Origin of the sequence: Pararhizobium sp. LjRoot238, assembly GCF_964252955.1 — a bacterium.
GTDB lineage: Bacteria > Pseudomonadota > Alphaproteobacteria > Rhizobiales > Rhizobiaceae > Pararhizobium.
In genome coordinates this window covers 46,031-70,544 of record NZ_CAXUPP020000004.1, presented here as the reverse complement: position 1 = coordinate 70,544, position 24,514 = coordinate 46,031, and the positions used below count along the sequence as shown (strand labels likewise).

26 protein-coding genes and 5 pseudogenes are annotated in these 24,514 nt (G+C 57.4%); 17 read left to right on the top strand and 14 right to left on the bottom strand.

Annotated elements, in window-relative coordinates:
* The first annotated feature begins 60 nt into the window (after positions 1-60).
* From ACSQ3F_RS26625 to ACSQ3F_RS26615, 3 genes are read left to right on the top strand one after another with little or no spacing between them, the layout of a single operon-like run.
* Complete coding sequence (locus ACSQ3F_RS26625) at positions 61-702, top strand: amino acid ABC transporter permease (RefSeq protein WP_436103193.1); 642 nt, start codon at positions 61-63, stop codon at positions 700-702.
* Positions 699-1,367, top strand: coding sequence for an amino acid ABC transporter permease (locus tag ACSQ3F_RS26620; protein WP_436103192.1), 669 nt, complete (start codon positions 699-701; stop codon positions 1,365-1,367). The genes ACSQ3F_RS26625 and ACSQ3F_RS26620 overlap by 4 nt, the downstream gene beginning before the upstream one ends.
* Positions 1,364-2,155 (top strand): amino acid ABC transporter ATP-binding protein, encoded by a 792-nt coding sequence (locus ACSQ3F_RS26615; protein ID WP_436103191.1) that lies wholly within the window; start codon positions 1,364-1,366, stop codon positions 2,153-2,155. The genes ACSQ3F_RS26620 and ACSQ3F_RS26615 overlap by 4 nt, the downstream gene beginning before the upstream one ends.
* Before the next feature lie 75 nt (positions 2,156-2,230).
* Here the strand turns inward: ACSQ3F_RS26615 and ACSQ3F_RS26610 are convergent, their stop codons facing one another.
* A complete protein-coding gene (locus ACSQ3F_RS26610) occupies positions 2,231-2,452 on the bottom strand; it encodes an FAD-binding oxidoreductase (protein ID WP_436103190.1) in 222 nt (73 codons plus the stop codon).
* Between the two features lie 108 nt (positions 2,453-2,560).
* The gene (locus ACSQ3F_RS26605) at positions 2,561-3,487 is read right to left on the bottom strand and encodes a LysR family transcriptional regulator (protein WP_436103189.1); all 927 of its coding nucleotides are present in this window, start codon (positions 3,485-3,487) and stop codon (positions 2,561-2,563) included.
* 125 nt (positions 3,488-3,612) lie between these two features.
* On the opposite strand from ACSQ3F_RS26605, the gene ACSQ3F_RS26600 reads away from it, so the two are divergent.
* From ACSQ3F_RS26600 to ACSQ3F_RS26580, 5 genes are all read left to right on the top strand, one after another.
* Entirely contained in the window at positions 3,613-4,653 is a 1,041-nt protein-coding gene (locus ACSQ3F_RS26600; protein WP_112858630.1) for an aromatic ring-hydroxylating dioxygenase subunit alpha, read from the top strand.
* Between the two features lie 139 nt (positions 4,654-4,792).
* Complete coding sequence (locus tag ACSQ3F_RS26595; RefSeq protein ID WP_436103188.1) at positions 4,793-6,760, top strand: DUF2817 domain-containing protein; 1,968 nt, start codon at positions 4,793-4,795, stop codon at positions 6,758-6,760.
* A 77-nt stretch (positions 6,761-6,837) separates the two neighbouring features.
* Positions 6,838-7,632, top strand: a complete 795-nt coding sequence (locus ACSQ3F_RS26590) for a transporter substrate-binding domain-containing protein (protein ID WP_436103187.1) — start codon at positions 6,838-6,840, stop codon at positions 7,630-7,632.
* Positions 7,633-7,770: 138 nt separating this feature from the next.
* Positions 7,771-8,478, top strand: a complete 708-nt coding sequence (locus ACSQ3F_RS26585) for an ABC transporter permease (RefSeq protein ID WP_436103186.1) — start codon at positions 7,771-7,773, stop codon at positions 8,476-8,478.
* A 4-nt stretch (positions 8,479-8,482) separates the two neighbouring features.
* On the top strand, positions 8,483-9,169 hold the full coding sequence (locus ACSQ3F_RS26580; RefSeq protein ID WP_436103185.1) for an ABC transporter permease: 687 nt from the start codon (positions 8,483-8,485) through the stop codon (positions 9,167-9,169).
* An 81-nt stretch (positions 9,170-9,250) separates the two neighbouring features.
* Here the strand turns inward: ACSQ3F_RS26580 and ACSQ3F_RS26575 are convergent, their stop codons facing one another.
* The 3 genes from ACSQ3F_RS26575 to ACSQ3F_RS26565 are packed head-to-tail and all read right to left on the bottom strand — an operon-like array spanning position 9,251 to position 12,941.
* Positions 9,251-10,672 (bottom strand): FAD-binding oxidoreductase, encoded by a 1,422-nt coding sequence (locus ACSQ3F_RS26575; RefSeq protein ID WP_436103184.1) that lies wholly within the window; start codon positions 10,670-10,672, stop codon positions 9,251-9,253.
* Positions 10,669-11,790, bottom strand: coding sequence for a histidinol-phosphate transaminase (hisC, locus tag ACSQ3F_RS26570; RefSeq protein ID WP_436103183.1), 1,122 nt, complete (start codon positions 11,788-11,790; stop codon positions 10,669-10,671). The genes ACSQ3F_RS26575 and hisC overlap by 4 nt, the downstream gene beginning before the upstream one ends.
* A 41-nt stretch (positions 11,791-11,831) precedes the next feature.
* Positions 11,832-12,941, bottom strand: coding sequence for a 2Fe-2S iron-sulfur cluster-binding protein (locus ACSQ3F_RS26565; RefSeq protein WP_436103182.1), 1,110 nt, complete (start codon positions 12,939-12,941; stop codon positions 11,832-11,834).
* A 463-nt stretch (positions 12,942-13,404) separates the two neighbouring features.
* Here ACSQ3F_RS26565 and ACSQ3F_RS26560 point away from each other — a divergent pair.
* Together ACSQ3F_RS26560 and ACSQ3F_RS26555 are read left to right on the top strand one after the other, a co-directional pair.
* Positions 13,405-13,488: pseudogene (locus ACSQ3F_RS26560) on the top strand (helix-turn-helix domain-containing protein); the annotation flags it as partial.
* 131 nt (positions 13,489-13,619) lie between these two features.
* Positions 13,620-13,775, top strand: coding sequence for a hypothetical protein (locus tag ACSQ3F_RS26555; protein WP_436103181.1), 156 nt, complete (start codon positions 13,620-13,622; stop codon positions 13,773-13,775).
* Positions 13,776-13,906: 131 nt separating this feature from the next.
* Here the strand turns inward: ACSQ3F_RS26555 and ACSQ3F_RS26550 are convergent.
* Together ACSQ3F_RS26550 and ACSQ3F_RS26545 are read right to left on the bottom strand one after the other, a co-directional pair.
* Positions 13,907-14,517, bottom strand: a pseudogene (locus ACSQ3F_RS26550) (general stress protein).
* A gap of 34 nt (positions 14,518-14,551) precedes the next feature.
* The gene (locus ACSQ3F_RS26545; RefSeq protein WP_436103180.1) at positions 14,552-14,872 is read right to left on the bottom strand and encodes a PepSY domain-containing protein; all 321 of its coding nucleotides are present in this window, start codon (positions 14,870-14,872) and stop codon (positions 14,552-14,554) included.
* Between the two features lie 229 nt (positions 14,873-15,101).
* Between ACSQ3F_RS26545 and ACSQ3F_RS26540 the strand changes: the two genes are divergently transcribed.
* The 6 genes from ACSQ3F_RS26540 (at position 15,102) to ACSQ3F_RS26515 (ending at position 18,845) form a co-directional block, all read left to right on the top strand.
* Positions 15,102-16,193 (top strand): extracellular catalytic domain type 1 short-chain-length polyhydroxyalkanoate depolymerase, encoded by a 1,092-nt coding sequence (locus ACSQ3F_RS26540; RefSeq protein ID WP_436103179.1) that lies wholly within the window; start codon positions 15,102-15,104, stop codon positions 16,191-16,193.
* A gap of 214 nt (positions 16,194-16,407) precedes the next feature.
* On the top strand, positions 16,408-16,803 hold the full coding sequence (locus tag ACSQ3F_RS26535) for a hypothetical protein (RefSeq protein WP_436103178.1): 396 nt from the start codon (positions 16,408-16,410) through the stop codon (positions 16,801-16,803).
* Between the two features lie 24 nt (positions 16,804-16,827).
* Positions 16,828-17,103, top strand: coding sequence for a hypothetical protein (locus ACSQ3F_RS26530; protein ID WP_436103177.1), 276 nt, complete (start codon positions 16,828-16,830; stop codon positions 17,101-17,103).
* Complete coding sequence (locus ACSQ3F_RS26525; RefSeq protein ID WP_436103176.1) at positions 17,100-17,318, top strand: hypothetical protein; 219 nt, start codon at positions 17,100-17,102, stop codon at positions 17,316-17,318. Before ACSQ3F_RS26530 ends, ACSQ3F_RS26525 begins: the two co-directional genes overlap by 4 nt.
* Positions 17,319-17,355: 37 nt before the next feature.
* A complete protein-coding gene (locus tag ACSQ3F_RS26520; RefSeq protein WP_436103175.1) occupies positions 17,356-17,802 on the top strand; it encodes a hypothetical protein in 447 nt (148 codons plus the stop codon).
* 542 nt (positions 17,803-18,344) lie between these two features.
* Positions 18,345-18,845, top strand: a complete 501-nt coding sequence (locus ACSQ3F_RS26515; protein WP_436103174.1) for a ferritin-like domain-containing protein — start codon at positions 18,345-18,347, stop codon at positions 18,843-18,845.
* Positions 18,846-18,919: 74 nt separating this feature from the next.
* On the opposite strand, the pseudogene ACSQ3F_RS26510 reads toward ACSQ3F_RS26515, so the two are convergent.
* Positions 18,920-19,272 (bottom strand): annotated as a pseudogene (locus tag ACSQ3F_RS26510) (DUF6766 family protein); the annotation flags it as partial.
* 83 nt (positions 19,273-19,355) lie between these two features.
* Positions 19,356-20,494, bottom strand: a protein-coding gene (locus ACSQ3F_RS26505) for an IS3 family transposase (protein ID WP_436101749.1) whose coding sequence is annotated in 2 segments (ribosomal slippage) — positions 19,356-20,236 and positions 20,236-20,494 — 1,140 coding nt in all. Because the reading frame shifts where the segments join, the coding sequence is not laid out codon by codon here.
* Positions 20,495-20,571: 77 nt separating this feature from the next.
* Between ACSQ3F_RS26505 and ACSQ3F_RS26500 the strand changes: the two are divergent.
* Positions 20,572-20,805: pseudogene (locus ACSQ3F_RS26500) on the top strand (catalase HPII); the annotation flags it as partial.
* A 427-nt stretch (positions 20,806-21,232) separates the two neighbouring features.
* Here ACSQ3F_RS26500 and ACSQ3F_RS26495 read toward each other — a convergent pair.
* From ACSQ3F_RS26495 to ACSQ3F_RS26475, 5 genes and pseudogenes are all read right to left on the bottom strand, one after another.
* Positions 21,233-21,412: pseudogene (locus tag ACSQ3F_RS26495) on the bottom strand (transposase); the annotation flags it as partial.
* A gap of 387 nt (positions 21,413-21,799) precedes the next feature.
* Positions 21,800-22,459, bottom strand: coding sequence for a nucleotidyltransferase family protein (locus tag ACSQ3F_RS26490; protein ID WP_436103173.1), 660 nt, complete (start codon positions 22,457-22,459; stop codon positions 21,800-21,802).
* 144 nt (positions 22,460-22,603) lie between these two features.
* Positions 22,604-23,299, bottom strand: coding sequence for an XdhC family protein (locus ACSQ3F_RS26485; protein WP_436103172.1), 696 nt, complete (start codon positions 23,297-23,299; stop codon positions 22,604-22,606).
* Positions 23,299-23,628, bottom strand: a complete 330-nt coding sequence (locus ACSQ3F_RS26480) for an XdhC family protein (RefSeq protein WP_436103171.1) — start codon at positions 23,626-23,628, stop codon at positions 23,299-23,301. Before ACSQ3F_RS26480 ends, ACSQ3F_RS26485 begins: the two co-directional genes overlap by 1 nt.
* 234 nt (positions 23,629-23,862) lie before the next feature.
* The gene (locus ACSQ3F_RS26475) at positions 23,863-24,324 is read right to left on the bottom strand and encodes a MarR family winged helix-turn-helix transcriptional regulator (RefSeq protein ID WP_436103170.1); all 462 of its coding nucleotides are present in this window, start codon (positions 24,322-24,324) and stop codon (positions 23,863-23,865) included.
* Positions 24,325-24,514: the final 190 nt, after the last annotated feature.

Sequence of the window (24,514 nt, the reverse complement as noted above, 5' to 3'; positions counted from 1 at the left end):
GCGGCGCGCATCCCTTGCCAGCGCTGAAGCGCTTGCCTCCACCGGACGGAACAGTATGCAATGTCCCTGAAACTCTTTGAGCTTCTCCTGAAAGCGTCGCTCTACACCATCGGCATCAGCCTGATATCGATCCTCATCGGTTTTGCTATCGCCATTCTGTTGTCCGGGGCGATGCTGTCCGGCCGCAAACTCTTTAGCGTCCCTGCACAGATTTTCATCAGCTTCTTTCGTGGCGTGCCCCTGCTGGTGCAGCTTCTGTTGATCTACAATCTCCTGCCCGTGATCGGCATCAACGTTCCGAGCATCGTCGCGGCGATTGTCGGCCTGTCCCTGTGTACCGCCGCCTACCAGGCGGAAAACCTGCGCGGTGGCTTTGCCAGCGTTCCGCGCGGCCTGATCGAATCCGCCGAGATGGTCGGCTTCACGCCCGGTCAGGCGTTCCGGCGCATCAAGGTTCCGATCGCACTTCGGCTGACCTTTCCAGCCCTCGTCAATGAAGCGATCCTCATCCTGAAAGCCTCGTCGCTGGTATCTGTCGTCGGCATCGTCGAGTTGACGCGCATGGCGCAGGATCTGGCCGGCAGCACGTTCCTGCCACTTGATATCTTCGCTTCCGCCGGTCTCATCTATCTCTTGATCAACTGGGTGGTGGCGCGCACCGGCGGCCTGATCGAACGGTCGCTTCCGGGGATACCGCGATGATCTTCGACGTCAACGTCATCTTCGACCAGTTGCCGGCAATCCTCAGAGGCGCGGGTGTCACCATCCTCCTCTGGATTGCAGCGACCATCGGCGGCGCCTTCTTCGGCTTTCTCGTCGCGGTCGGCCGGCGCTATGGCGGCAGGCTCATCAATCTGCCGCTCGGTTTCTGCGTGGAGATCTTGCGCGGAACGCCGTTCCTGATCCAGATTTTCCTGCTCTATTATGGCGGCCCCTTCATCGGACTTTCGCTCGATCCGGTCCCTGCCGGGTTGCTCGGCCTGACGGTCTATGGCGCGGCCTATTTCAGCGAGATTTTCCGGTCGGGATTTGCAGCCATACCCATCGGCCATATCGAAGCAGCCCAATGCGTCGGCCTCACCCAGGGCCAGATCATCCGTCGCATCCTGCTGCCGGAAATGACGATGCTGGTGCTGCCGCCGTCGGTCAACATGGCGGTGATCATCCTCAAGGAAACGGCCATCCTGTCGATCATCACCGTGCCGGAACTGACGCTCACGGTCAGCGCCATCGGCTCCCAGCAATATGCCTTCGTCGAATCGCTCTTCCTGCTTGCCCTGATCTATTGGGCGCTGGTCGAAGCAGCCGGGTGGCTTGGCCATCTCGTAGAAACACGATTGTCCAGATACAGGTTTTCCCAATCATGAGTCTTCCAGCGATCGCAGTCAAAAATCTGGTCAAGCAGTTCGGAGAAACCACCGTGCTTCATGGCATCGACCTCGATATTCCGCAGGGCAAGGTCTCCTGCCTGATCGGCCCTTCAGGCTCCGGCAAAAGCACGCTGTTGCGCTGCATGGCTTTTCTGGAGGAAGCGACGCGCGGCACGATCACCATCGACGGCGAGGTCCTTGGCTTTTCGGAAAATGCGCAAGGCGTGCGCGAACGTTTGCCCGCTGCGACTAACCGCGCGATCCGCTCACGGATCGGCATGGTGTTCCAGCAGTTCAATCTTTGGCCGCACATGACGGCGCTCGGCAATGTCAGCGAGGCGCTGAAGACGGTCCATAAGATGAGCCGCGGGGACGCCGAGGACCGGGCGATGGCGCAACTGATCAAGGTCGGCCTTGAAAGCCGCGCCGGTCACTACCCCGCCCAGCTTTCCGGCGGCCAGCAGCAGCGCGTGGCAATCGCCCGCGCACTGGCGCTGAAACCCAAGATCATGCTGTTCGATGAACCGACGTCGTCGCTCGATCCGGAACTGACGGGCGAGGTTCTCAACGTCATGCGCGATCTGGCGGCCGAGGGCATGACCATGATCGTGGTCTCGCACGAAATCGGCTTTGCGGCCACCGTCGGCCAGCAGATCAGCTTCCTCGATCAGGGAAAGCTGCTGTTCACCGGCGCTCCGGTGGATGTTTTTCGCAAGCCGCGCAATTCCCGGCTCGAACAGTTTCTCGATACCTATCTCGACCGCGGCGCGTCGATGCTGGTCTGAGTCGATCCGCCCCTCACCCCAGCCGTCTCCCCGCTTGTGGGGAGACGGCTAGGGTGAGGGGCGGAAACCGTGCTCTTATGATCGATCGAACAGCTTGCCAGGATTGAAAAGATTGGCCGGATCGAGCGCTTTCTTGATCTGGGCCATCAGGACGAGCTTGGTCGGGTCGGAGGTCGCTCGCAGAGCGTGAATGCGCTTTGAGCCGACGCCGTGCTCGGCGGAGAACGATCCGCCCATCGCCCTGATATCCGCGTAAAGGATGTCCTCGATCGTATCGCGCCGCGCCGGCCAAAGCACGTGACCGTCTCCGGTCGATAAGGACCCACGACGATGCCCGACCACTTCTTTACTGGCGCGGGGAGTATCAACACGTCAAAAAGTGATCATCCGAGCGGATGCCGGTGATCAAACACTTTGGTTCGGGGATGATGCAATAGACTGCTTTTTCGCGATCCCCATCACCCACATATGGAATTCTCTCCCATAGGGCTTTTCGAAAACGGAACGATCCCATGCCAGATAGTAGCTCTCGGGAAGCGGAAGGCGGATGTCGAAAGGTACGAGAAGAGTACCGGCCTGCAACTCGTCCTCGATCATCGAAACCTGACCCAAAACGAATCCGTGCCCGTTGACAGCAGCGTCGATCGCATTGCTCGATAGCGCGAAAAACAGGCTTGAAAGTTTTTCATTCACGGTCGCGCCAACGAGTTGAGCCCACTCGTTCCATTGTGGAGGGCGGCTGTAGTGGGATTCCCACTCGATATTGAGCAAAGGGAATTTGAGAAGGTCGGCAGCGGCGGATAACGTGCGTCCCCCGAGCAGACGCGGCGAGCACGCGGGGACCACCCAGTCCGTATAAAGGGGCGCGAAATGCGCGTGCACCTCCGCGCGCTTTCCATAGGTTATGCGAAAATCGCTCTGACCATCCGACAGGCTGGGTTCGTCATCCTTCCCAATGATCCGAACATTGGCTTCAGGATAGAGGGCTTGCCACTCGAAGATCTTACGGCCGATCCATTTGTTCACGACCGAGCTGAGCGCAGTTAGCACGATCCCAGTCTGGCTTCGCGCCCGCTCCAGAACATCGACGGAGTGATTGAGCTGGCGGAACCCCTTGGCGACTTCCTTGTGAAGGATAACACCCCAGGATGTCAGCTCCACACGGCGTCCGATACGTTCGAGAAGCGTAACGCCGAGATGACCCTCAAGTTTGCGGACTTGTTGGCTGATAGCGCTGGGCGTTACGCCGAGTTCTTTGGCAGCGGTGCTCATCGTGCCACACCGTCCGACGGCTTCGAAAGCTTGCAGGGCATGGAGTGGTGGCATAGCCATAACGATGTCTCCCGTTCCACCAATCGTTAAGTTTTTCTAAACAAGAACGCAACTGAAATCAGCTTGTCCCGCAGCGCAACAAAGAAAATACTGTCCCTATCAAGGCTAAAAACGGGGAAGAAAAGATGTTTCTCAGAAATGCTTGGTACGTCGCTACGTGGGATCACGAAATTGGACGCGACCTGACACCCGTAACGATGCTCGGCGAAAACATCGTTCTTTATCGTCTGCAGAATGGCAAGCTCGCAGCGCTTGAAGATGCCTGTCCCCATCGCAAGCTTCCTTTGTCGATGGGGAGGCTCAAGGGCGACGACGTCGAATGCGGTTATCACGGGCTGACCTTCGACTGTTCCGGCGCCTGCACCCGCGTTCCCGGTGCAGAGCGTATTCCCCATGTCGCCTGTGTCCGGTCATACCCCGTTGAAGAACGTTATGGGCTTGTCTGGGTCTGGATGGGCGATGCCGCAAAAGCCGATCCCGCCGAGATCTTCGAAGTCGAGCATTTCGGTGACCCGTCCTGGGGCATCAACCGCGGCGAGTCGATGACGATCAACTGCAACTATCTTTACATGACGGACAATCTGCTGGATCCGTCTCACGTCGCATGGGTGCACCAGAGTTCGTTCGCCAGTTCGGCTTGCGAAGAGACGCCACTGGAAACGACCGTGAAGAGCGATGGCGTCGTCGTCTGGCGTTGGATGCTGGATTCGGACCCTGCGCCCTTTTACGCCCCTTTCCTGCAGTTCGAAGGCAAATGCGATCGCAAGCAGCATTACGAGGTTCGCTATCCCAGCAATGCCATCATCAAGGCGATCTTTGCGCCATCAGGCGCCGGTGGCGAGGGCCGTGAGCTGCCGAACAATACGTTCCTGATGGACAGCTACAACTTCATGACACCGGTCGATGAGAACCGCACGAAATATTACTGGTTTCAGATGCGAAACTTCGCGCCCGACGACCCGGATGTTTCGGCGCGCTTTGCAACATCCGTACGCGGCGCATTCGAGGAGGATCGCGTCGTACTGGAGGCGGTCCATCATGGTATCGCGAACAAGAAGACGCCTAACCTCGATCTGAAGATCGATGTCGGACCGCTGCGTTTCAGACGCAAGCTTGCACAGATGATCGACAGCGAGACCGTGAATGTCGTCGCTGCCGCGGAATAGGTGCCTCCGCTAGAATGACTGAGCGATACGATCTTCGCCTGCTTTAGTGAGCAAGACGGAGATGACAAAAAATAATAATCGGGAACATAGCTGGTGATCGGCAAAAGCCGACGCCTGCCACAAATCGGGAGTATCCTTGATGCGCCACATCAGGCAGCCTGAGCTCTATTCTGTGGACTACAATGTGCTGCGGCAACGTTTTCTTTCCGCGGCGCGCCGTGCGAATGCTGCCTTGTTCGAGTACAAGCACCCGTTGCATGGCCCAGGTGGCGAGAATCTCTTCACCGATGTCGCCTATCTGGGTGATCGCAATGCATCGAGAAAACTTGTCATTTTGTCTGGCACACACGGGGTAGAGGGGCAATTCGGATCGGCATGTCAGGCGGCATGGCTTGCGGCCAACAATCCTATGAAGCTTCCGGCCGACACGGCCATCGTTTTCATTCACCTGATCAATCCCTGGGGAACTGCCTGGAGCCGACGGGTCAACGAAGACAATATCGACCTCAATCGCAACTTCGTTGACTGGGAGGGCGCTCCCCCGCGCAACGATCAATATAGCAAACTGCATGAGGCCTTCGTTTGCGCAGAATGGGATGGGCCCGATCGCGATCGTGCCGATCAGATGCTGTCGCAAGCCAGGCAGGCAGCCGGTGGGCATGCCGGGATCGCAGCGATCGTGGGAGCCGGGCAGTACGAATTTCCCGATGGCTTGTTTTATGGCGGAGATGGCCCGGCATGGTCCAACCGCACCCTCAACGACATTTTGCGCACATTTGTCAGCGATGCGTCGGATGTCGTCGTCTTCGATCTGCACACCGGTGCCGGACCTTATGGATATCCCGCTCTGCTCTCGGTCGCCGAAGAGGACCATGCAGCCCTGCAATGGGGCACGAGCATCTATGGGCATTCCCTCAAGGTGGTGATGACCGGTCACGGTGCAAAGACCGATACCGGGATTGCAGCAACGGCCACGGGATATGTGTCGGGCGCAGTTCGAAAAGCCTTGCCGAACAGCCGCGTGCTGCCTCTCGTGATCGAGTGCGGAACCCTTGACGGCCCTGCGGTGATGGACGCCGTAAAGGCGGATAACTGGCTGCATCTCTTCGGTAACCTCGAATCTCCGCTGGGGCAGAAAATCAAGCAGACATTGAGGTCTGCGTTCATCCCTCAAGACCCCGAATGGCAGCAGAACTGTCTGGCGACAAGCTTGCGATACTTCGACCGCGCGATGGCAGCCCTCGCCTCCATTGACCGTCCCGAAACAGGTGGCGCCATCGCAAAGAGCACGGCCTCTGTCGGTGACTGGCCCCCGGCGGTTCCGTTAAACACCAAACGCCATGAACGGCCAGCCGTGGAAGTTCATGATCTTCACAAGAGCTTCGGCACACACGAAGTGCTGTCCGGCGTGGGCCTGAGCGCTGATCCCGGTGAGGTCGTTTCGATGATCGGATCGTCAGGCTCCGGCAAGAGTACGTTTCTGCGCTGCATCAACCTGCTCGAACAACCGAGCAGTGGAACGATTGTCGTAGACGGTGAGGAAATACGAATGAAGCCCGTGAAGGGCGGGCGATCTCATCCCGCGGATATGCGCCAGGTCGAGCGTATCCGCTCACGGGTGGGAATGGTGTTCCAGAACTTCAATCTCTGGCCCCACATGTCGGTGCTGGAGAACATCATCGAGGCTCCCGTCCATGTTCTTGGCGAGCGTCGCCAGGATGCGGTCGAACACGCGCATCAGCTTTTGAAGAAGGTCGGGCTGTCGGAAAAGCATGCCCAGTATCCCGGCCAGCTTTCCGGAGGGCAGCAGCAACGCGCGGCGATTGCAAGAACACTCGCGATGCGGCCGAAAGTCATTCTCTGCGATGAACCGACGTCCGCTCTCGACCCGGAGCTCGTGGGCGAGGTGCTACGCGTCATCCGTCAACTGGCGGAGGAAGGTAACACGATGATCCTCGTGACGCATGAAATGCAGTTTGCGCGCGAAGTATCTCACAAGATTCTGTTCCTGCACCAAGGGAAGGTGGAGGAAGAGAGTACACCAGCGGAGTTGTTCACCAATCCGCGATCGGAACGTCTGCGTCAGTTCCTGTCGCGGACTTTATAATCTCTGCTGATAACGACTGCCGACCAAAACCCGGCAGGATGAATGTATCAAGATAACCAAAAAGGGGAACTTGCAGAATGAATTTCAAAGTCTTGTCACTCGCCATCCTTCTGGCTGGCGTCAGCACGGCCCACGCCGCCGAAGGTGAACTATCGATCGGCACCGAAGGCGCTTATCCGCCATGGAGCATGGCCGATGCTGCCGGAAACGTAACCGGTTTCGACGCCGATGTCGGCAACCTGCTGTGCACGAAGCTGGCCGTGAAATGTCGGTTCGTCGTGCAAGCCTTCGATGGCTTGATCCCTGCCCTCAAGGCGAAGCGTTTCGATGTGATCGTTTCAGGCATGTCGATTACCCAGGACCGCAAAAAAGAAATCGATTTTTCGGTCGGATATGCGGAGCTGGCAAACATGTTCCTCGTGCCCAAGACGTCCGATCTGGCCGGCATCAAGGACATCGACGCTCTGTTGAAGGGCCTGGACGGAAAGACGATCGGCGTTCAGACTGGCACGACACACGCCCATTTCATCGAAAAGCGGATCCCGACCGCCGATCTCAAGACCTACGACACACTCGACAACATGCAGATTGACCTCGCAAGCGGCCGCGTCGAGGCAGCATTTGCAGACGCCTCGGCCCTTCAGGACTTTCTCGCCAAGCCTGAGGGCAAGGACTTCCAGTTCGTCGATGTCAAAGTCCAGAGCAAATTCGATTCCACCCTCGGTGAAGGCATCGGCGTCGGCATTGCCAAGGAGAACACAGAGCTGAAGGCGAAGATCGACAAGGCGCTGTGTGAACTCGTCGCGGACGGTTCGATCGGAAAATCCAGCGAGAAATGGTTCAAGATGGATATCTCACGGCCCTGCAACTAAGACGTCCGCCCCGCATGCCGCAAACGTGCGGGGCGCTCATTCCGCCGTAATCCGACACGGTGCACACGGTCGAACATGCTGACAACGCCCGTTGCCGACAAGGCATGGAATTGCGCAGCTAAACTCAGGGCAAATCTCATGGATGCTAGTCTGATCCTAGTTTGGCAGGGTGGTTGGATAAGGGCCATTCTGCAAGGCGCTGCAATAACGATTGCCGTCGGCGCGGTGAGCATGATTGCCGGTGCTTTGATCGGAACCCTGTGCGGCGTCATCAAATGGGCGCGGATATTCCCGCTGACGCTGGTGGTCGACGCCTACACCTCTCTGGTGCGGGGAGTGCCCGAGCTGCTGATCATCTATCTTCTGTTCTTTTCCTCGGTGGAATTCGTCACACAGGTCGCAACCGCGTTCGGATATGCGGCGCTTGCAGACAGCGGATACGCCTTCATCATTGCCGTCGTCGCCGTGGGTACGATCTCCGGTGCCTACTCGACAGAGGTCATAAGGGGAGCCTTGGCATCTATCCCGGCGGGGCACATCGAAGCTGCACGGGCATTGGGAATTCCCGGACGGCGGATCTTCAGGCGCATCATCATCCCGCAAATGCTGCGCATCGCCATTTCCGGAATGAACAATGTCTGGCAGACAACCATCAAGGATACGGCGCTGGTATCGGTCGTCGGATTGCAGGAGTTGATGCGGACCGCCTCCGTTGGCGCCGGCAGCACCCGAAACCCCCTGATTTTCTTCCTCATCGCGGCTCTGGTGTATTTCGCGATCACCCTGATCAGCCAGGCTGGATTTGACAGGGTGGAACGCTTGGTCGGACTGAGGTCAAGGAAGTAGCGTGATGGATATCGAATTTTTAGAAACATCAATGCCTTTCCTGTTGAAAGGCGTCTCCACAACGGCGGCTATCACCGCGATATCTGTTGCAATCGGCTTCAATCTCGGGCTTGGCCTGGCGCTGATGAGACTGTCCGAAAACCGCTTCCTTACCGGGTTTGCGAAATACTACAGCATGGTCTTTCGCGGGACGCCGCTCTTGGTGCAATTGTTCCTGTTTTACTACGGGCTTGGCCAAATAGGCTTCATCAAAAACAATGCCGTAACGTGGTGGATCATCAGCGACGGTGCGCGTTGCGCGGTCATGGCCATCGCCCTTAACACGGCGGCCTATACATCCGAAATTCTGCGCGGCGGATTGCTGTCGATTCCAGCAGGTCTCAAGGAAGCTGCCAAGGCCACTGGAATGTCGCCCTTTCTGCGCTTTCGCCGGATCGAATTCCCGCTCGCCATTCGCCAGGCGCTGCCCGCTTACGGCAACGAGCTTATCCTTGTCGTCAAGGGCACAAGCCTTGCCTCGACGATCACGGTTCTTGAGGTCACGGGATATGCAAAGCGCCTGATGAGTCAGACATTTGCGATTTTCGAAGTGTTCGCGTTGGCCGGCGCCATCTACCTCATCATCAACCTCACCCTCATTGCGCTTATCCGAGTGCTTGAAAGCCACCTGATGCGTCATGAGGCAAGGTGAGAGCCGCCGATGTTGACGAATTGAAACGCAACCAGCTACGCCTGTTCGCGCCGCGCTCCCAAAGAGCGCGGCGTTGCCATGTCAGCCCGTGACTTTGCCGGGATTGAGGATGCGTCCGCCATCGATGGCGTGCTTGATCTGCATCATCAACGCAAATTTTACGGGGTCGGCGGTCTCACGCAAAGAGTGAATACGTTTGGACCCGATCCCGTGTTCCGCCGAGAACGAGCCTCCGGATTCCGTCAGGCCCCCATAGAGCACCGATTCGACGGCGGAAGCCTTCTCAGGTGCCAGATCCGCGCCTGCGGCGTTCAGGACAATATGAAGGTTGCCATCAGCAATGTGCCCGAAGAGGTAGGGATCGAAGGCGGGATCGATTGACCGCAGTTCCGGCATGCACCGAGCGATATACTCATCGATTTGGGACAAGGGGACCGAGACGTCAAAAGAAGGTGCTGCGGGGTGTCGGCGATAGATGAGGTCCGTGTCCTCTCTCAGACGCCACAACTCGGCTTCCTGCGCCTGCGATGTTGCGACAACAGCGCACATTTCCGGATACTTTTCATATAGCTCCTCGTAAATGCGGCCGAGTTCCATTTGGAGCTGTTCCTCGTCACCTCCGCCGAGCGACAGGATGAGGTTGACGGGATAATCAGGGGCGTAGTCGATCGCCGACCAACGATGCTCGCTGGCCGTCAACGCAAAAAACGAGCTCCAGATCGCTTCAGCCGCACGCATGTGACCGTACTGAACAGTAAGTCCGAGCCTGGTTGCTTCAAGAGCCGCCTCGACGGAAGGCAGGCCGAAGAGGGCCGTAGCAGTGGCTGCAGGAACTGGCTCCAATTTCATGGCAATCTTGGTGACGATGCCGAGCGTTCCCTCGGCCCCGATGAATAGCTGCTTGAGATCGTATCCGGTAGCGTTCTTCACAACGCGTGTAAGATCGGAATAGATCGAGCCATCAGGCAGCACAGCTTCCACACCAAGAACGCGATTCCGCATCACGCCGTAACGAAAAGCCGAAATACCACCAGCATTGGTCGAGGCCATTCCGCCAATCGTGGCAGAACCACGCGAGGGAAGATCGATGCCCGGCTCTAGATTATGTTCTGACGCGGCCGCCTGTAGTGATTGAAGTGTGACGCCGGCCTCGACGACAGCAACGCGCTCAACCGGGTAGATCGCGACAGTCTGATTCAGTCGAGCGGTCGATAATATGATCTGACCAGGTGTTGACACACTTCCGCCGACAAGCCCGGTTCGTCCACCCTGTGGGACTATCGATACGCCATGCGCAACGGCGCTTCGTATGATCGATGCGACTTCGTGGACGGATGACGGGAAAGCCAACGCGGTGGCACCGAAATTTGCCGGCGTTACGCCATAGTCAAGATTGGCAATCGCATCGCCTTGCTTCAGGTTCGAAGGGCCAATGATCTGAACGATCTCGTTCAGAAAGGACTTGGAAAGAATTCCGACTGCGCCAGCATTCTGGTCGATCATGACGCGACTTTTGCCTCAGCGAGCTTGGCCCTCAGCAGGCGGAGTGTTTCAAGAAAGCGATCGTTTTCCATTGGGAGACCAACGGTCACACGGATAAAAGAAGCAAATGCCGGTTCTTTCCAGGGTTTGACGATCACGCCGTGAGAGAGGAAATGATCGAAAGCGATTGAGCTGTCACAACCGACATCGATGAACAGAAAGTTTGTCTGGGATTCAGGAGCGAACAGGTCAAGGGAAGCAATCTCGCCAGCCATGCGATTTCGTTCGGCGACGACGCTGGCGACCGAAACACGCATCCACGTTTCGTCGTTTAGCGCGGCGACGGCAGCCAATTGCGCGGCAGCATTGACGTTGAACGGCGTCCTTGCCGATGACATGGCTTGTGCCAAGCGCGCATCGGAGGCAACGGCATAGCCTACGCGCAATCCTGCCAAGCCATAGGCCTTTGAGAACGTTCGCAACACGACGTAGGAGATGGCGCTGTCAGCCAGCGCCTTGAGCCCGTCAGGCGTCTGATCATCGCCGAATTCAAAATATGCTTCGTCAAAAACAAGCAGTGTTTCCTTCGGGACAGCCGTGATTAGGCGTGCGAGTTGATCTTGGTCGAGCGCTGGGCCAACGGGGTTGGAAGGCGAGGAGATGAAGAATATTGATGGTTTCTTGCGCAGTGCAATCGCCATGGCCTCAAGATCAAATCCAAGATCTTTTGTCATGGGGATTTTGACGACCTTCGCACCGTTTGCACGGGGCTCGATTTCGTGGAGACCAAAGCCGGGTGTAATCGTGGCCACGGTAGAAAATGGACGCAATACTGCGCGGCAAACCGCTGCGATCATCTCCTCGGAACCGTTCCCGACAACAATTCTGTCTCCGGCAACGTCGAGCTTTTTGCTGAGCGCATCGCGCAATATCACACAGGCAGGGTCCGCATAACGGGAGGGATTAAGTTCTGCCAATGCTGCGGATACGTTGGGCGAACAACCATACGGATTCTCATTGCTGGCAAGAGCCGCAATTTCATTCAAACCGCTCTTACTACGCGCCACAGCGATGTTCATTCCGGCGTTGTACGGGGGGAGTTCCGCAACGTTTGGATTCAGTCTGAGTGTATCGGCCATAGATCGATCCCGTTCATTCGAGTGGATGCTGGAAACTGGATTCAGAGGTCGAGAACGACCGAATTCACGGGCTTGGAACAACAGAGCAGAACTCGCCCGGCGGGCACGTCATCCAGCGGCTCCTCCACATATTCCACGTTGCCTGAAACGAGGGCCTGGACACAACTTCCGCAAACGCCAGCCCGACAGGAGAATTCTGGCTCGATTCCATTGCTTTCCAAGAAGCTCAAAATCGATTCCGAGGTTGGATCCCACGCGAATTTGGCATTTGACTTTCCGAGCGTGATTTCGATGCCTCCGCTCCTTGTTTCCGCGGATGGAGGAGCGATACTCGCGCCAGGAGTTGTGTCCACCTTTGGCTTCGATGGCGTGAGCAGAGATGCAGGACCGAAAAACTCGTATGCGATCTTGCTCTTTTCTACGCCGAGAGAGAGAAGCAGGTCATACATCGCCTGCATGAACGGCGGTGGTCCGCACATATAAGTTTCATAATCGTCTAGCGGCAGGAGCGACTGTAGTGTCTCTCGTGTGACAAAGCCGGTCGAGTGGTGCAGGCCCGCTTTTTTATCATCAGCCGTCGGAAAGCGATAACAGTAATGGACGTAAACACCGCTCCGTTCTTGAGCGAGTGCCTGGACCTCTTCGTGTAGCGCGTGGGTGCTTCCTTGGTCACAGGCATGTATGAACCATACAGGTCGATCGCTTTCCCTGACCAACACCTTCAGCATAGAAACGGTCGGCGTCAGCCCGACCCCGCCCGAAAGAAGAATGACCGGTTTGTGGCTGACTTTGTTGAGCTTGAAAGCGCCGCGCGGTCCGTCGATGTGGACGATCGTTCCTTCCTCTACCGAGTCATGGAGCCAGCAAGAAGCAATCCCGTTGGGCATGTCTGGCGTTAAGCCGGTCTCCCGTTTGACCGTAATTCGATACACGCCCTCATCACTTGGGGCAGAAGACACCGTGTAGTTCCGGATCATAGGTTCCCCGCCTTTCGGATGGGGCATCTGGATCGTGAGAAACTGGCCTGCTTCGAAGGGGCGCCACGCTGCGGGATCGATAGGTTCCAGATAAAAGGATGTGATCGTCGTGCTTTCGCGCACCTTCCTGAGGACCGTAAAGGGTCGGAAGCGTGGGTCGAGGGTATTCGGCATAAATCGATCATCCTTTTGATTGCACGTGCTCGGCCGATGCGCCAACACCGCTTTGACATCCGTGGGGGGAGAAACGGTTGAAAATCAGCCGGCGCTGAGTTTTCAGGCCTGATGCCAGAAGTGTTTCGCAATTTCTCCTTTGATACAGGAGATTATTCGCGCGACAGCACGAGGAGACAATCCTGCCATCGATGGGTTTTTGTTTAGAAAAGCTAAACTACGCAATCCTTGAACCCATGGAAGAAAATGCATCAGATGCTGCTGACGCGGGTCGGCAAAGATTACGGATATGGATTTTTTTGGTGGTGGTGCCTTCGACGGTACCATCCTGCCTTAACTGATACTGGGATTAGCGCTCGAAGGGGCGGTGAATGTGCTGAGACTATGTCTCGCGTTGTGTAGCCTGTTGGCGATCAACTCGTCCGAGCCCGTTCGATTTACTGCCAATGGAGATTGGGAACGCATGCCGCTGCGCTTCACTTTGAGGCAGCTCGAATACTTTGTCGCAGTGGGTGAGGCTGGTTCAATCGCTAGAGCCGCAGACCGCGCGCCGTATTTGATGGACGGTGGCCGATGAGGCTATCGCATGGGACCGGCCCAGGTCCTCGACAGCATGTTGACCGACGGCCTGAAAGACGCCTTCTTCAACGAGCATTCCGGCTGGCACTCGGCGGGTTGATGACAGCACACCAGGCGGTGTCGATACCGGTCTGGCGGACGCACTTCATCGAGGTCTACGTGTTCATTGCGGTCAACTTCGTCTTCTGCTTTGCCATGGGCAAATGGAGCAAGACCCTCGAGCGGCCCTACATTTTCTCCAAAGGCCGGGAATAGCGACCACGCGCGAAGATGCCTCATCAAACCAAAAAAGGGGAATGACCATGCTGGGAATCACCGCCTTTAGAGATTTCGGGGCCGTCTCTCGACGACCCCGACACCATTTATTCCATTGGCGAAGTTTCCGACTACAGCGCTGAAGCGCGACCTGCGTAACGAGCGCGCTCTGCGTCGATCTCCGCTTGGCTATACGGTTCGGACGCATCATCGAAGCCGGCCCAGCCCTGTCCTTCGTACGCGGTCCGGCGCGTCGGCAGATCGACCCAGTTCGAGCGCTGCAGGATTGCCTCGGCCTCGGCGGCGCGCCCTTCGTCAACCTTGGCGGTGACCAGCGTGCCGCCGCGTCGCACGCCTTCGGCGTAAACATGGGCGTCGCGCTCATCGACGCCTGAATCAGTCAGCGCGCCGATGAGGCCGCCAGCAGCACCGCCGACAACGGCACCAGTGACTGCGCCAGCAGCCGTGGCAGCGAGCCCCAGCCAGCAGCAACGACCGGGCCCACACCTGGAATTGCCATAATGCCCAGCCCCGTCAGCAGGCCTCCGACGCCGCCGACGGCCGCGCCGATGCCAGCGCCCGTACCTGCATCTTCACCGACATCGCTGTCCTTGTAGCGGCCATCCGCATTGTTCGAAACAATGCTGATATCGTCCTCCGAAATGCCCGCCGCCTTGAGCTGGTCGACTGCGGAAGTTGCATGGTAATAGTGATCGAATAGTCCTGTGACTGTCTTAGTCATTTGGTGTCTCCTTGTTATTGTTCTTGGCTGCAAATTAGTTGGCGACAATGTTGCCCTGGTAGTCCAACGATACCATCACGGCCTTGCCGTCCTTGGTGGCCTTGCCTTGCCAGACACCCTTCTCGTCGAGCTTCAGATCCGTAACGTCGGCGTATCCGGCTTCGACGATGCGATCCTTCGCCTGGACTTCGGTGAAACTGTTCGCGCCTTCTACCGGAGCCGTGGCATTCTGGTCCGAAGGCGTTGCGACCGCCGGAGTATCGCCATCCGGGTTAGCGGCTGGCTTCGTTGTCTGCGCGAACGTTGACGATACGGAGATGGCGATGATCGCCGTTGCAACGAGCAAATTCTTCATGGACTTCTCCTTTGCGGGACGTGAGCGATCCCGGCACCAGAACCAGCGACATCTGAAATTGTTCCACACGCCGAGTTATCGAAAGCAAACGGACGAGCATCGTTTCGCCGCTAGGTCACGGGCAAGACCATAAGCTCTGCTATTAATTATTTGTGCGGTGCAGCAACCTTCTGCCGCTTGGTGCGTTGGGGACCGGGCGGTTCTCGCCTAAGGCCGCTAGGAGCACCAGATGCAATCTATTTCCGACACTATTGAAAGACTGCGCAAATTGCGCTCCGCCCACAGCTCCGCCCCGATGCTCCAAGACAGGCTGACCGATCTCGGCCCGTTCGGTTCCAACCGTGGTGCCCTCGAGGCGAAAATCCACATCCCCAAGGACCTTATGCCTCGCGCGCCACTGGTGGTCGTCCTTCATGGATGTACTCAGACGTCCAGTGTGTATGACCATGGTTCCGGATGGTCTCGTCTTGCGGACGACTATGGATTCGCAGTGTTGTTCCCCCAGCAGACGCCGAGCAACAACGCCAACACGTGTTTCAACTGGTTCGTGCCCGGCGACATCCGGCGTGACCAGGGAGAGGCGTTTTCCATCCGTCAGATGATCGAAACTGTGATCTCGCGATACGACATCGATCGGAGCCGCATCTTCATCACCGGGCTGTCCGCAGGCGGAGCGATGGCGAACGTCATGCTCGCAACGCATCCGGAGCTTTTCGCAGGTGGCGCAATCATTGCAGGCCTTCCATATGGTATTGCGACGACGGTTCCAGAAGCGTTTGACCGCATGCGGGGCCAGGGGCTACCCGGAACGGATGGTCTCCAGACGCTTCTTCGGTCTGCTTCTAAGCATGACGGACCTTGGCCGGCGATTTCGGTCTGGCAAGGCACCAAAGACCATACGGTCGTTCCCGCGAACGCTTTTGCGGTCATCGAGCAGTGGCGCGGCGTGCATGAGGCGGAGTACCCGCCCGTAACCGAACGGATCGACCGCCATCAAAGGATCGTCTGGAGAGGTGCGGACGGCCGCGAAGCCCTCGAGCTCTACCAACTCGAAGGGATAGGGCATGGAACGCCGATCGATGCTACATCGGGCTATGGCAAAGCTGGCCCGTATATGCTGGATGTCGGCATCTCCTCGACCCAACACATCGCCCGCTCCTGGGGTTTGATCGCATCATTCGAAAAACGGGTGAACCTTGATCCCGGAACGTCGCACGAGCCGCCAACGAACACCTTACATTCCCCGTATTCTTCAGAACAAGGGATGGGAATCCAGCGGACGATCGAGAAAGCCCTTCGGGCGGCAGGCCTTATGAAGTGAGCGCTGGCAAAAGCGGCCGGTCTTTAGTCGGGCTGCCATCGAGCGCGAAGCGATATCGCACTACGACGAGTTGAATTCTCAGGCTATCGGCTAGTTGAGGCCGCGGCCGACGATCGTCTCGACGAGATCGGGCGAATGTCGCATTCGTTATTGAAGGTGGCGGAACATTCAAGCGCGCCCAGTGGTTACGGGAGGTGACCACGAGGAATATTCCATGAGCACCTACAAGGACGAACGCGGCGATACGGTTTCGAGTGTGGAAACGCAGAAGGTGGTGGAGGCTACGCCCGTGCAGGCACGGGGGGGATTGCTTGGGCGACCAGTACTGATGGTGCTGATAGGCGGTCTCGTTTTCGCCGCCATCGCCTGGGCTATCGCGGGCATGTATGGAGAGGCTGTCGACAACGACGCCGCCACGGAAACGAAGCAAACCACGACGACCGATACGAAGGCCGTGGTCACACCGACCGATCAGAAGGTCATCGACAATACCCCTCCCGTTGGAGAAACCATGCAGACCGCGCCAACAGACCGTGATCCCACGGCTGAATCCGGCACGGGCGGCGATTCGCAATCGGTGGCCCCGGCGGGAACCGAGAAGACGCAGTGAACAACCTCAGACAGGAGTCACGACATGACGGAGGACCAGGCCGCACCGGACAATCGGATCGAAGAGGCAGCACCGCTCGTTGACGAAGCGCTGGCGGCGGCGAACCGGAAAGCCGACAATGAGGAAGAGCTCAGCGCGTTGCGGTCGGAAGTCGCCCGGTTGCAGGATCCGCTCCGCGAAGCCGCCTCTGGAGCCGGGCGTCTGGCGATCAAAGAATTGCGCGGCAAGGTGCGGGCGCAGCCAATCACGGCTGCGGTAGCCGTCGGCTTCCTGGGCTTTTTATATGGGTTCACACGATGAGCACCACAGGCAATCGTTCGAAAGATCTGGCCGCGAAATACATCAGGCTCGGTGGCAGGCGCCGCGCGGTGCTCGACGACAATCTCGTCTCGACCCGAGAATGGGCAGAAGGCACTGCAGAGGCGGAGGCCTTCTGGCGCGACGAGATCGAAAGCTTGCCCGATGCCGAGCGCAAGGACGTCCAAAAGTTGCTGCCGGGCATCAACGCCGTCTGATCCCTTCCGACAATGTTAACTCATGAGGAGCCCTCCGATGTCGAACGCAACAAACGACCAGAGCCACCTTGGCCCTTCCACTGGAACCAGCCCGACGGAATTCGGTCAGTCTGTCGAGAGCCGCGCCCAAATCCTCGACTCGTCAACCACCGCGGGCAATGAGCCTGAACTTCTGAATATCTATCGCCTCGTTCCCATAGCGGAAGCCCACGATCCCCGGTGGGACAACTCGCCGTATCAGGGTGAAGTGGTGGTTGCCGCGCGGACAACAGGCGATGCGCGCATCGTCGCCGCCGAACGTGAGCTCGACTTCATGGAAATTGATTCAGCTCCCGCCGAGGGTGTGACGACAAGCAACGCGAGTGCGTTCAGGTCGGAAAAGCTCTACACCGTCATTGAGGTGGAGCATTCCCGACGCGATCTCAGACGTGGGGTGCTTAAGGGCGAAATCAGCGTCGACACCATCAAGCCCGTTCAGTTCTGACGGTCCCACCCTTTCGATTCCCGATCTACTTAGGTCGACATCAGTGGACCCGATCGGCACGGCAAACGCATTTAAATTCAAAAAGATGCACTCGCCCCGAGATTTTTCGCACTATGCTGGAACCTTATCTGCTTCATGCGGTTGTGCGGCGAGTCCGAGGAGCGCAGCCATGTCTAGTTTCAAATTTCGGTTCAGGGATCAGGATGGCCCTGGTGTGGCTGGCGGTTGCCAGTTTGGCCCGACAGCCGACAGACGAGCCGCCTTCAACGCCTGCGTCTTGATGCGATCAGCCTCCCGCTTTTCTTCAATCATAGCGGTGGCAACAGTCTTCGACTGCTCGAAATCTCCCTTCGGAGACGGCCCGCGCGGTCTGCGTTTGTCGTTCTGCATGGTTGGACCTCCGAGCACGCAAACCTATTCCAATAGGCAGACGCCACAATTAAGTTTGACATGTCTGCTGAAAGAATGCGGGTTGGAATCTTCGGAACCAAAGCACCCGGTCCGAGTTGAGTGGCGCTATCAACCCCACCGAGGAGACCGAAATGGCTGAGAAAACACTGGACGACCTGTTCCTTGATACGCTCAAGGACATCTATTTCGCAGAAAAGCAGATCCTGAAAGCGCTGCCGAAAATGGCACGCGCGGCACAGTCCCCTGAAGGCAAGGCGGCTTTCCTGAAGCACAAGGACGAGACCGAAGGCCAGATCGAACGCCTGCAGCAGGTGTTCGAGATCATCGGGAAGCCCGCTCGCGGAAAGACGTGCGAGGCCATTCAGGGCATTATCGCCGAAGGTGAGGAGATCATCGAAGAGTACAAGGGTTCCATCGCTCTCGATGCTGGCCTCATCTCGTCGGCTCAGGCAGTCGAGCACTACGAAATCGCCCGCTACGGCACATTGAAGTCCTGGGCTGCGCAGCTCGGCTACACCGATGCCGTCGCACTGTTCGATGCGACTTTGCAGGAAGAGCTCGCCACTGATCAGAAGCTGACCCAACTCGGCGAAGCTTCGGCGAATCCGAAGGGCGCCAAAAAAGTCGCCTGATCGCGTCGCAATTAAAAGAAGGGCCGTCTCCTGCGAGCCGGCCCTTCCTGTTTAGGCTCGCAATTATAATATGTGCCAGTCTCGGCATGCGGTGCAGCGACGGGCTTCGATTCCGGTGAACCTCTGAAACGCAGGAAGATCGAGAGCACGACGATAACGGCTGTCGAGAGGAACTCGCTTTGCCAGTTTTGCAGGGATTCGAACCAGAACTGGCCGCTAACGAGGTGCTCGGCAATGGAGACTGTTGGCTGGCCGTGCATCATGGCTTCGGCATTTTCCGCCTCTGCGCTGTATCGCAGGTGGAGGATGAATGTCAGCACAAAAAGGAAGCCGAGAGCGATCCCCAACGAGTAGGAATACACGCCCTGTGAAAAACCGCCGAGGCGGACGGGTTGTCGTCCTGCTTCAATGCAGGATCCTCGTCCTGGTCCGCGGCTTTAGCCTCGCAGAGAGCTGGCTCGGTTTGTCTGAACAGTTCGTGGCGTTTCGTTAAGTGGATTTCCGCCTCGATTATGCTGCCGCCTTTATTGGCGTCAGCGCGTTGAAGTAAGCCTGATCCGGTGTTTGCCGGTCAAGGGATGAATGTGGGCGTCGGGTATTGTAAAAGGTCAGATACCGGCCGATCCCAATGCGGGCCTCGGGCACGGTTTTGTAGGCGTGGAGATAGACCTCCTCGTATTTGATCGAGCGCCAGAGCCGCTCGACAAAGACGTTGTCCCGCCATGCGCCCCTGCCATCCATCGAGATGTCGATCTCGGCCTTCTTCAGCACCGCCGTGAAGTCGATGGAGGTGAACTGCGATCCCTGGTCCGTATTGAAGATGTCGGGCTTGCCATACCGGACAAGCGCTTCCTCGACCGCCTCGATACAGAAAGCCGTCTCCATCGTGATCGACAACCGCCACGACAGAACCCTCCGGCTGAACCAGTCAACCACAGCGCAGAGATAGACAAAGCCCCGCGCCATGGGGATGTAGGTGATGTCCATAGCCCAGACCTGGTTGGGTCTGGTCACCGCCAGCTTGCGCAGGAGATACGGATAGACCTTGTGCCCAGGTGCCGGTTTCGACGTATTGGGGCGACGGTAAATCGCCTCAATGCCCATCTTCTTCATCAGCGTCGCGATGTGAAGCCGCCCTGTGACAAGCCCTTCCGCCTTCAAAAGCCCTTGCAACATCCGGCTTCCGGCAAAGGGAAAGTCGAGGTGCAGTTCGTCGATCCGCCGCATCAGGGCCAGTTCGCCGTCTGACACAGGACGCGGTAAATAATAGACGCTGCCACGACTGAAGCCGAGAAGCTTCGCCTGGCGAATGACCGACAGTTTGTGCGCGCGGTTGATCATTTCTTTCCGCTCAGCAATCCGGCTTTGCCGAGCGCACCGGATAAAAAATCATTCTCCAGCGTCAGTTCTCCGATCTTGGCATGCAGTGTTTTGACATCGACGGTCGGAGCAGCCGGTTCCGCCTTGGCTTCATCGCCGAAAACGCCCGTCGCCCCCTCAAGGAGCTGGTCTTTCCATTGCTTGATCTGATTGGCGTGCACGTCGAACTGCTGGGATAATTCCACCAGCGTCTGTTCGCCCCGGATGGCGGCAAGCGCCACCTTCGCCTTGAAAGCCGGGCTATGATTCCGGCGCGGTCGTCTCGACATGCTCTCTCCTGTTTCCGGCATTTAAGCCAAAGTCAGGCAGAAATTCCACTTATCCTAACTGTTCAGTTTTTCCGAGCCAGCTCACAGACCTTCTCAAGGAAGCAACGGCGCGGGATTTCGTGGCCGACGCTTTCACGCACTGCAAGTTCATCGGGTACGTGGCGGATGCGCTCCCGCTTCTGGAAAAGGCTGGCATCGCCGGCGACCTAGACGAAGGCACAATCGAGCTCACGGACAAGAAGACGGTCGCAACGTTCTTCGAAGAAGTCGGCAAATTGCGCGTCTGGGCACGTGAGCCGGCCTTAAGCTGAACTGACACATAGCTGGGGCGGGGGGCAATAAGGACGGCGCCCAGCGTCCCTCCGGAACAAGCATGGACTGCGACGACCTCTTCGGGGGAACGATAATGGCTATCCGAAGCAGCTATGAGCACGGCCAACAACGCCATGGCGCTGACCAAGGGCGTTCATGATCGGGATGGACGCGTCACCGGCGTATCCCGGGGCTCTCTATGGTTTGCCGCGTCACCGTCGGGCGTCCCGTGGATAACATTCGAATAATCATCCATCTCGCCATCGCAGGGTTGAACATAATTATATCACGTACCCCTGGTTGCTATGAGGCCGGGCATCGAACCGCTTTCCCAAGATCACCTTCAGCGCCGACGACAAAAATTCTCATGATATGCGAAGCCGGCGCAGAGGCGTTCCGCAAAAGTAACGGAGGCGTCTGGGTGTGTTTCCTTATCCATTTCCAAACGAGGTTCGCGTTGACCCCGTGTTCGCGCGCAAGTTTCGATACCGATGCGCCAGGTTCGAGGCAGGCAGCAATAAGGCGGTCTTTTGATCCCGGATCGAACCGGCGTCGTCCATTCCGACCTACCAGCCGCACGGCAAGTTTTTGACCTTCTTCCATCACTTGGTGTTCACCTATTCTAGTGGACACCTCATGCCAAAACTCACTCAATCAAAGAAGGTGCGGGGAAATTCGCGGTTACGATTCAGTATACAATCGGTGACGGCGACTACGGGTCAGCAGTTCGAATCGTTTCAAGGCGCTCACTCAAACCAGTGTGCATCATCGGTGCGGCGCTGGGTGGCAGGCCGCTTTATCGTTGGAGGTGGACCAATCTATTCGACCTTTGTAGCGGTAACGGCCATGCATGCCCCACTGGCAAAGTGAATGGTTCACCAAAGGCTACGATTCCATCTTGCCTGACGATGGCGGTTCGGATGTCTTCCTGCATCAGCAAGGTTCAGGAAGCTACGGACTTTCGCTATATTTCTTCAGGAACTTTGCACTTCGTTATACCCTAAGAACCCCGCCCGCCGCCAGAATTGCCTCCGGTGTATCGACGTCCAAAAGTGAACGTTCGTCTGTAGGAACATCGATGACGGGAGTTCCTGATGTCTCGATCAGATGTCGTGCACCAACATCACCTTGGAGCCGCAACACACTGCGGAAGAGAGAGCGGGGAAGCACCGCAGGATTCCCCCCTCGACCGTACGCTGCGGCACGAACTACAGCATCACACTTTGCATCCCAGAAAGCTTTGATCAGTGCATCGAGATCGCCAGAGGTTATCCTCGGCATATCGGCGTTCATAACGAGTACACCGTCGGCGCGTTGTGCTTGATCCGTTTTAAAGCCGGTGACGAGCGATCCCGCCATCCCAGAAGCATAATCTGGGTTGTAGACATATTGGAGGTCGAGCCCTTCCAATGCGGCGAGGATTTCTTGATGGCGGTGGCCGGTGACGATAGTAACTGACGATGCCCGTGTACCAAGTGCTACCATGGCCGACCTCCGGACGAGCGGGATGCCGTCGAACTCAGCAAGCAACTTGTGCGGACCGCCAGCGCCCATTCGGCTTGCCTCGCCTGCAGCAAGGAGGATCAGGGCGATTACAGCATCGCTCTCAGCTTTACGTATAGCGCCATGTAAAGGTGGCCCGCTTGCCTTCAAGGGAACTCCTGCTCTATCCCGGATACCGTCAAGACGCTCTGCTGGTCCTCAAAAGCGCTACCTCGGTAAGCTTGAGCGGTGCCGTCCTGACAGGGTGTACGCCTACCTCATGCTCAAGTTAAACCGGTCAAAAGTCGCCCAGCCTCATTGTGTGTTGGCAGTGCTACGGCGTCTCAAAGACTGAACGATTTCCGCCAAGATTGCTATCCCGATTTCTGCCGGACCGATCGCCCCGATATCAAGGCCGATTGGGCCACGAATCCTCTCGAGATCGGCGGCGCTGAACCCGTTCGCTGCAAGGCGTTGCAAACGCAACGAATGCGACTTGCGGCCCCCGAGTGCGCCGACATAGAAACAGCCGGCTCGTAGAGCCTCAGCAAGGGGAAAGTCGTCGATCTTCGGGTCATGAGACAGAGCGACGAGCGCCGTATAGGCATCTAGCGGGCGTGTTGCGAACACCTCGTCTGGCCAGTCCGAGTAGAGCTCTATCTTTGGAAAACGCTCCTGAGTGGCAAAGGCCATCCGCGGATCAATTACGCGAATGGCGAAACCGGCAAGTTGTGCCATTTGCGCCAACACCTGACCGACGTGCACCGCGCCGATCACGACGATTTGCGGCGGCGGGATCTGAACATCGATAAAATATGTTCGGCCTGCAATTTCTGAGGATCCCGACTTACCCGAACGGAATGCGGCCGACACCGGCACAGCAAGTAGAGGGTCGCACGCTTCGCCCTCCACCACGATACTGTCATGACCTCCATGCAGATCGGTAATCCGCAACACTGTCTGGCGCTGGTGACGCGCCGTGTTCAGCCGCTTTAGATCATCCAGTTTCATTAAACCAGGCTTTCAATATAGATACGGATACGTCCACCGCAGGAAAGTCCGACACTCCATGCCCGTTCGTCGGAAACTCCAAATTCAAGGATCTTTGCTGTACCACTGTCAATGACATTCGCCGCCTCGCTGATTACCTCGCTTTCGACGCATCCTCCCGAGACCGAACCTTCGAAATTTGCGTCACGGTCGATCACGAGATGGCTGCCAGGCACGCAAGGGGCCGATCCCCACGTCTCGATGACGGTCGCGATCGCAACTTGGCGGCCAGCGACTTTCCATTCCTGCGCCGTCGTCAACGGATCATACCGGAAAGATGTATCTGCCATGCCAGCGTCTCCATCGAGATTCCAAGATCCCTGCTTCACGAGTTCACCAAAGATCCAACGAGTTTGTTTTCCGACGCAGTTCCCAAAAACTGAGCTGCTCCCATTTTCAGACCTCCTGGAACCGGGATTTCGGGGGTTGCGCGCGTCTCAATGGCAGGGACGATGAACTATTGACGAGCGACATCGGCTCCTTGGCTCCGACTTCGCCAAATTCCTGTTTTGAGTTTAACCTCGTCAAGCGTCGTCATCCTCGGAGACCTTGCGCAACAGGTAGAGCAATGCGACACGTTCCGCCGGATTGAGCTTTTTCATGGTCAGCTCCGTGATCAGGTGCGCCTTGGGATACATATCATCCAGCACGGCTTGCCCTGCCGGTAGCAATGACATGATCACCTTTCGGCCGTCCTCCTTGTCCTTGGAAATATCGATCAGGCCCCGCGCTTTCAGGCGATCGATGATGCCCCTGATCGTTGCCTGGTCCACCGCGGTCGACTTGACCAACTCGGCCTGCGAACTCGGTCCATTGTCGCGCAGCGCGCACAGTGTCACGAACTGGACCGACGTCAGATGGGGATCGCTGGCGTTTTCTTGGAAGATCGCAAGATGCTTCTGGTAGGCCTTGCGCATGAGATGGCCGACCTGCTGGGTGAAGGTGTAGCTGGCCGGCGGCGCATCCCTTTTGTCGTCGTCTGTCATTGCCAGGCATATCCTCAAAACGAACCCTGTGTGCCGCGAACCCGCAGCCACGTGGTGCGACAGGATCGGGGGTGAAAGCAAGTTTGTCGAAAAGTGTTCCGCCCCCCGAAAGGGAGCGGACCATCTCGTCTGTTGGCATAGGCTCTTAAAACGAAATCTGGCGACGAACAATGTTCTCCAAATTTTCGAA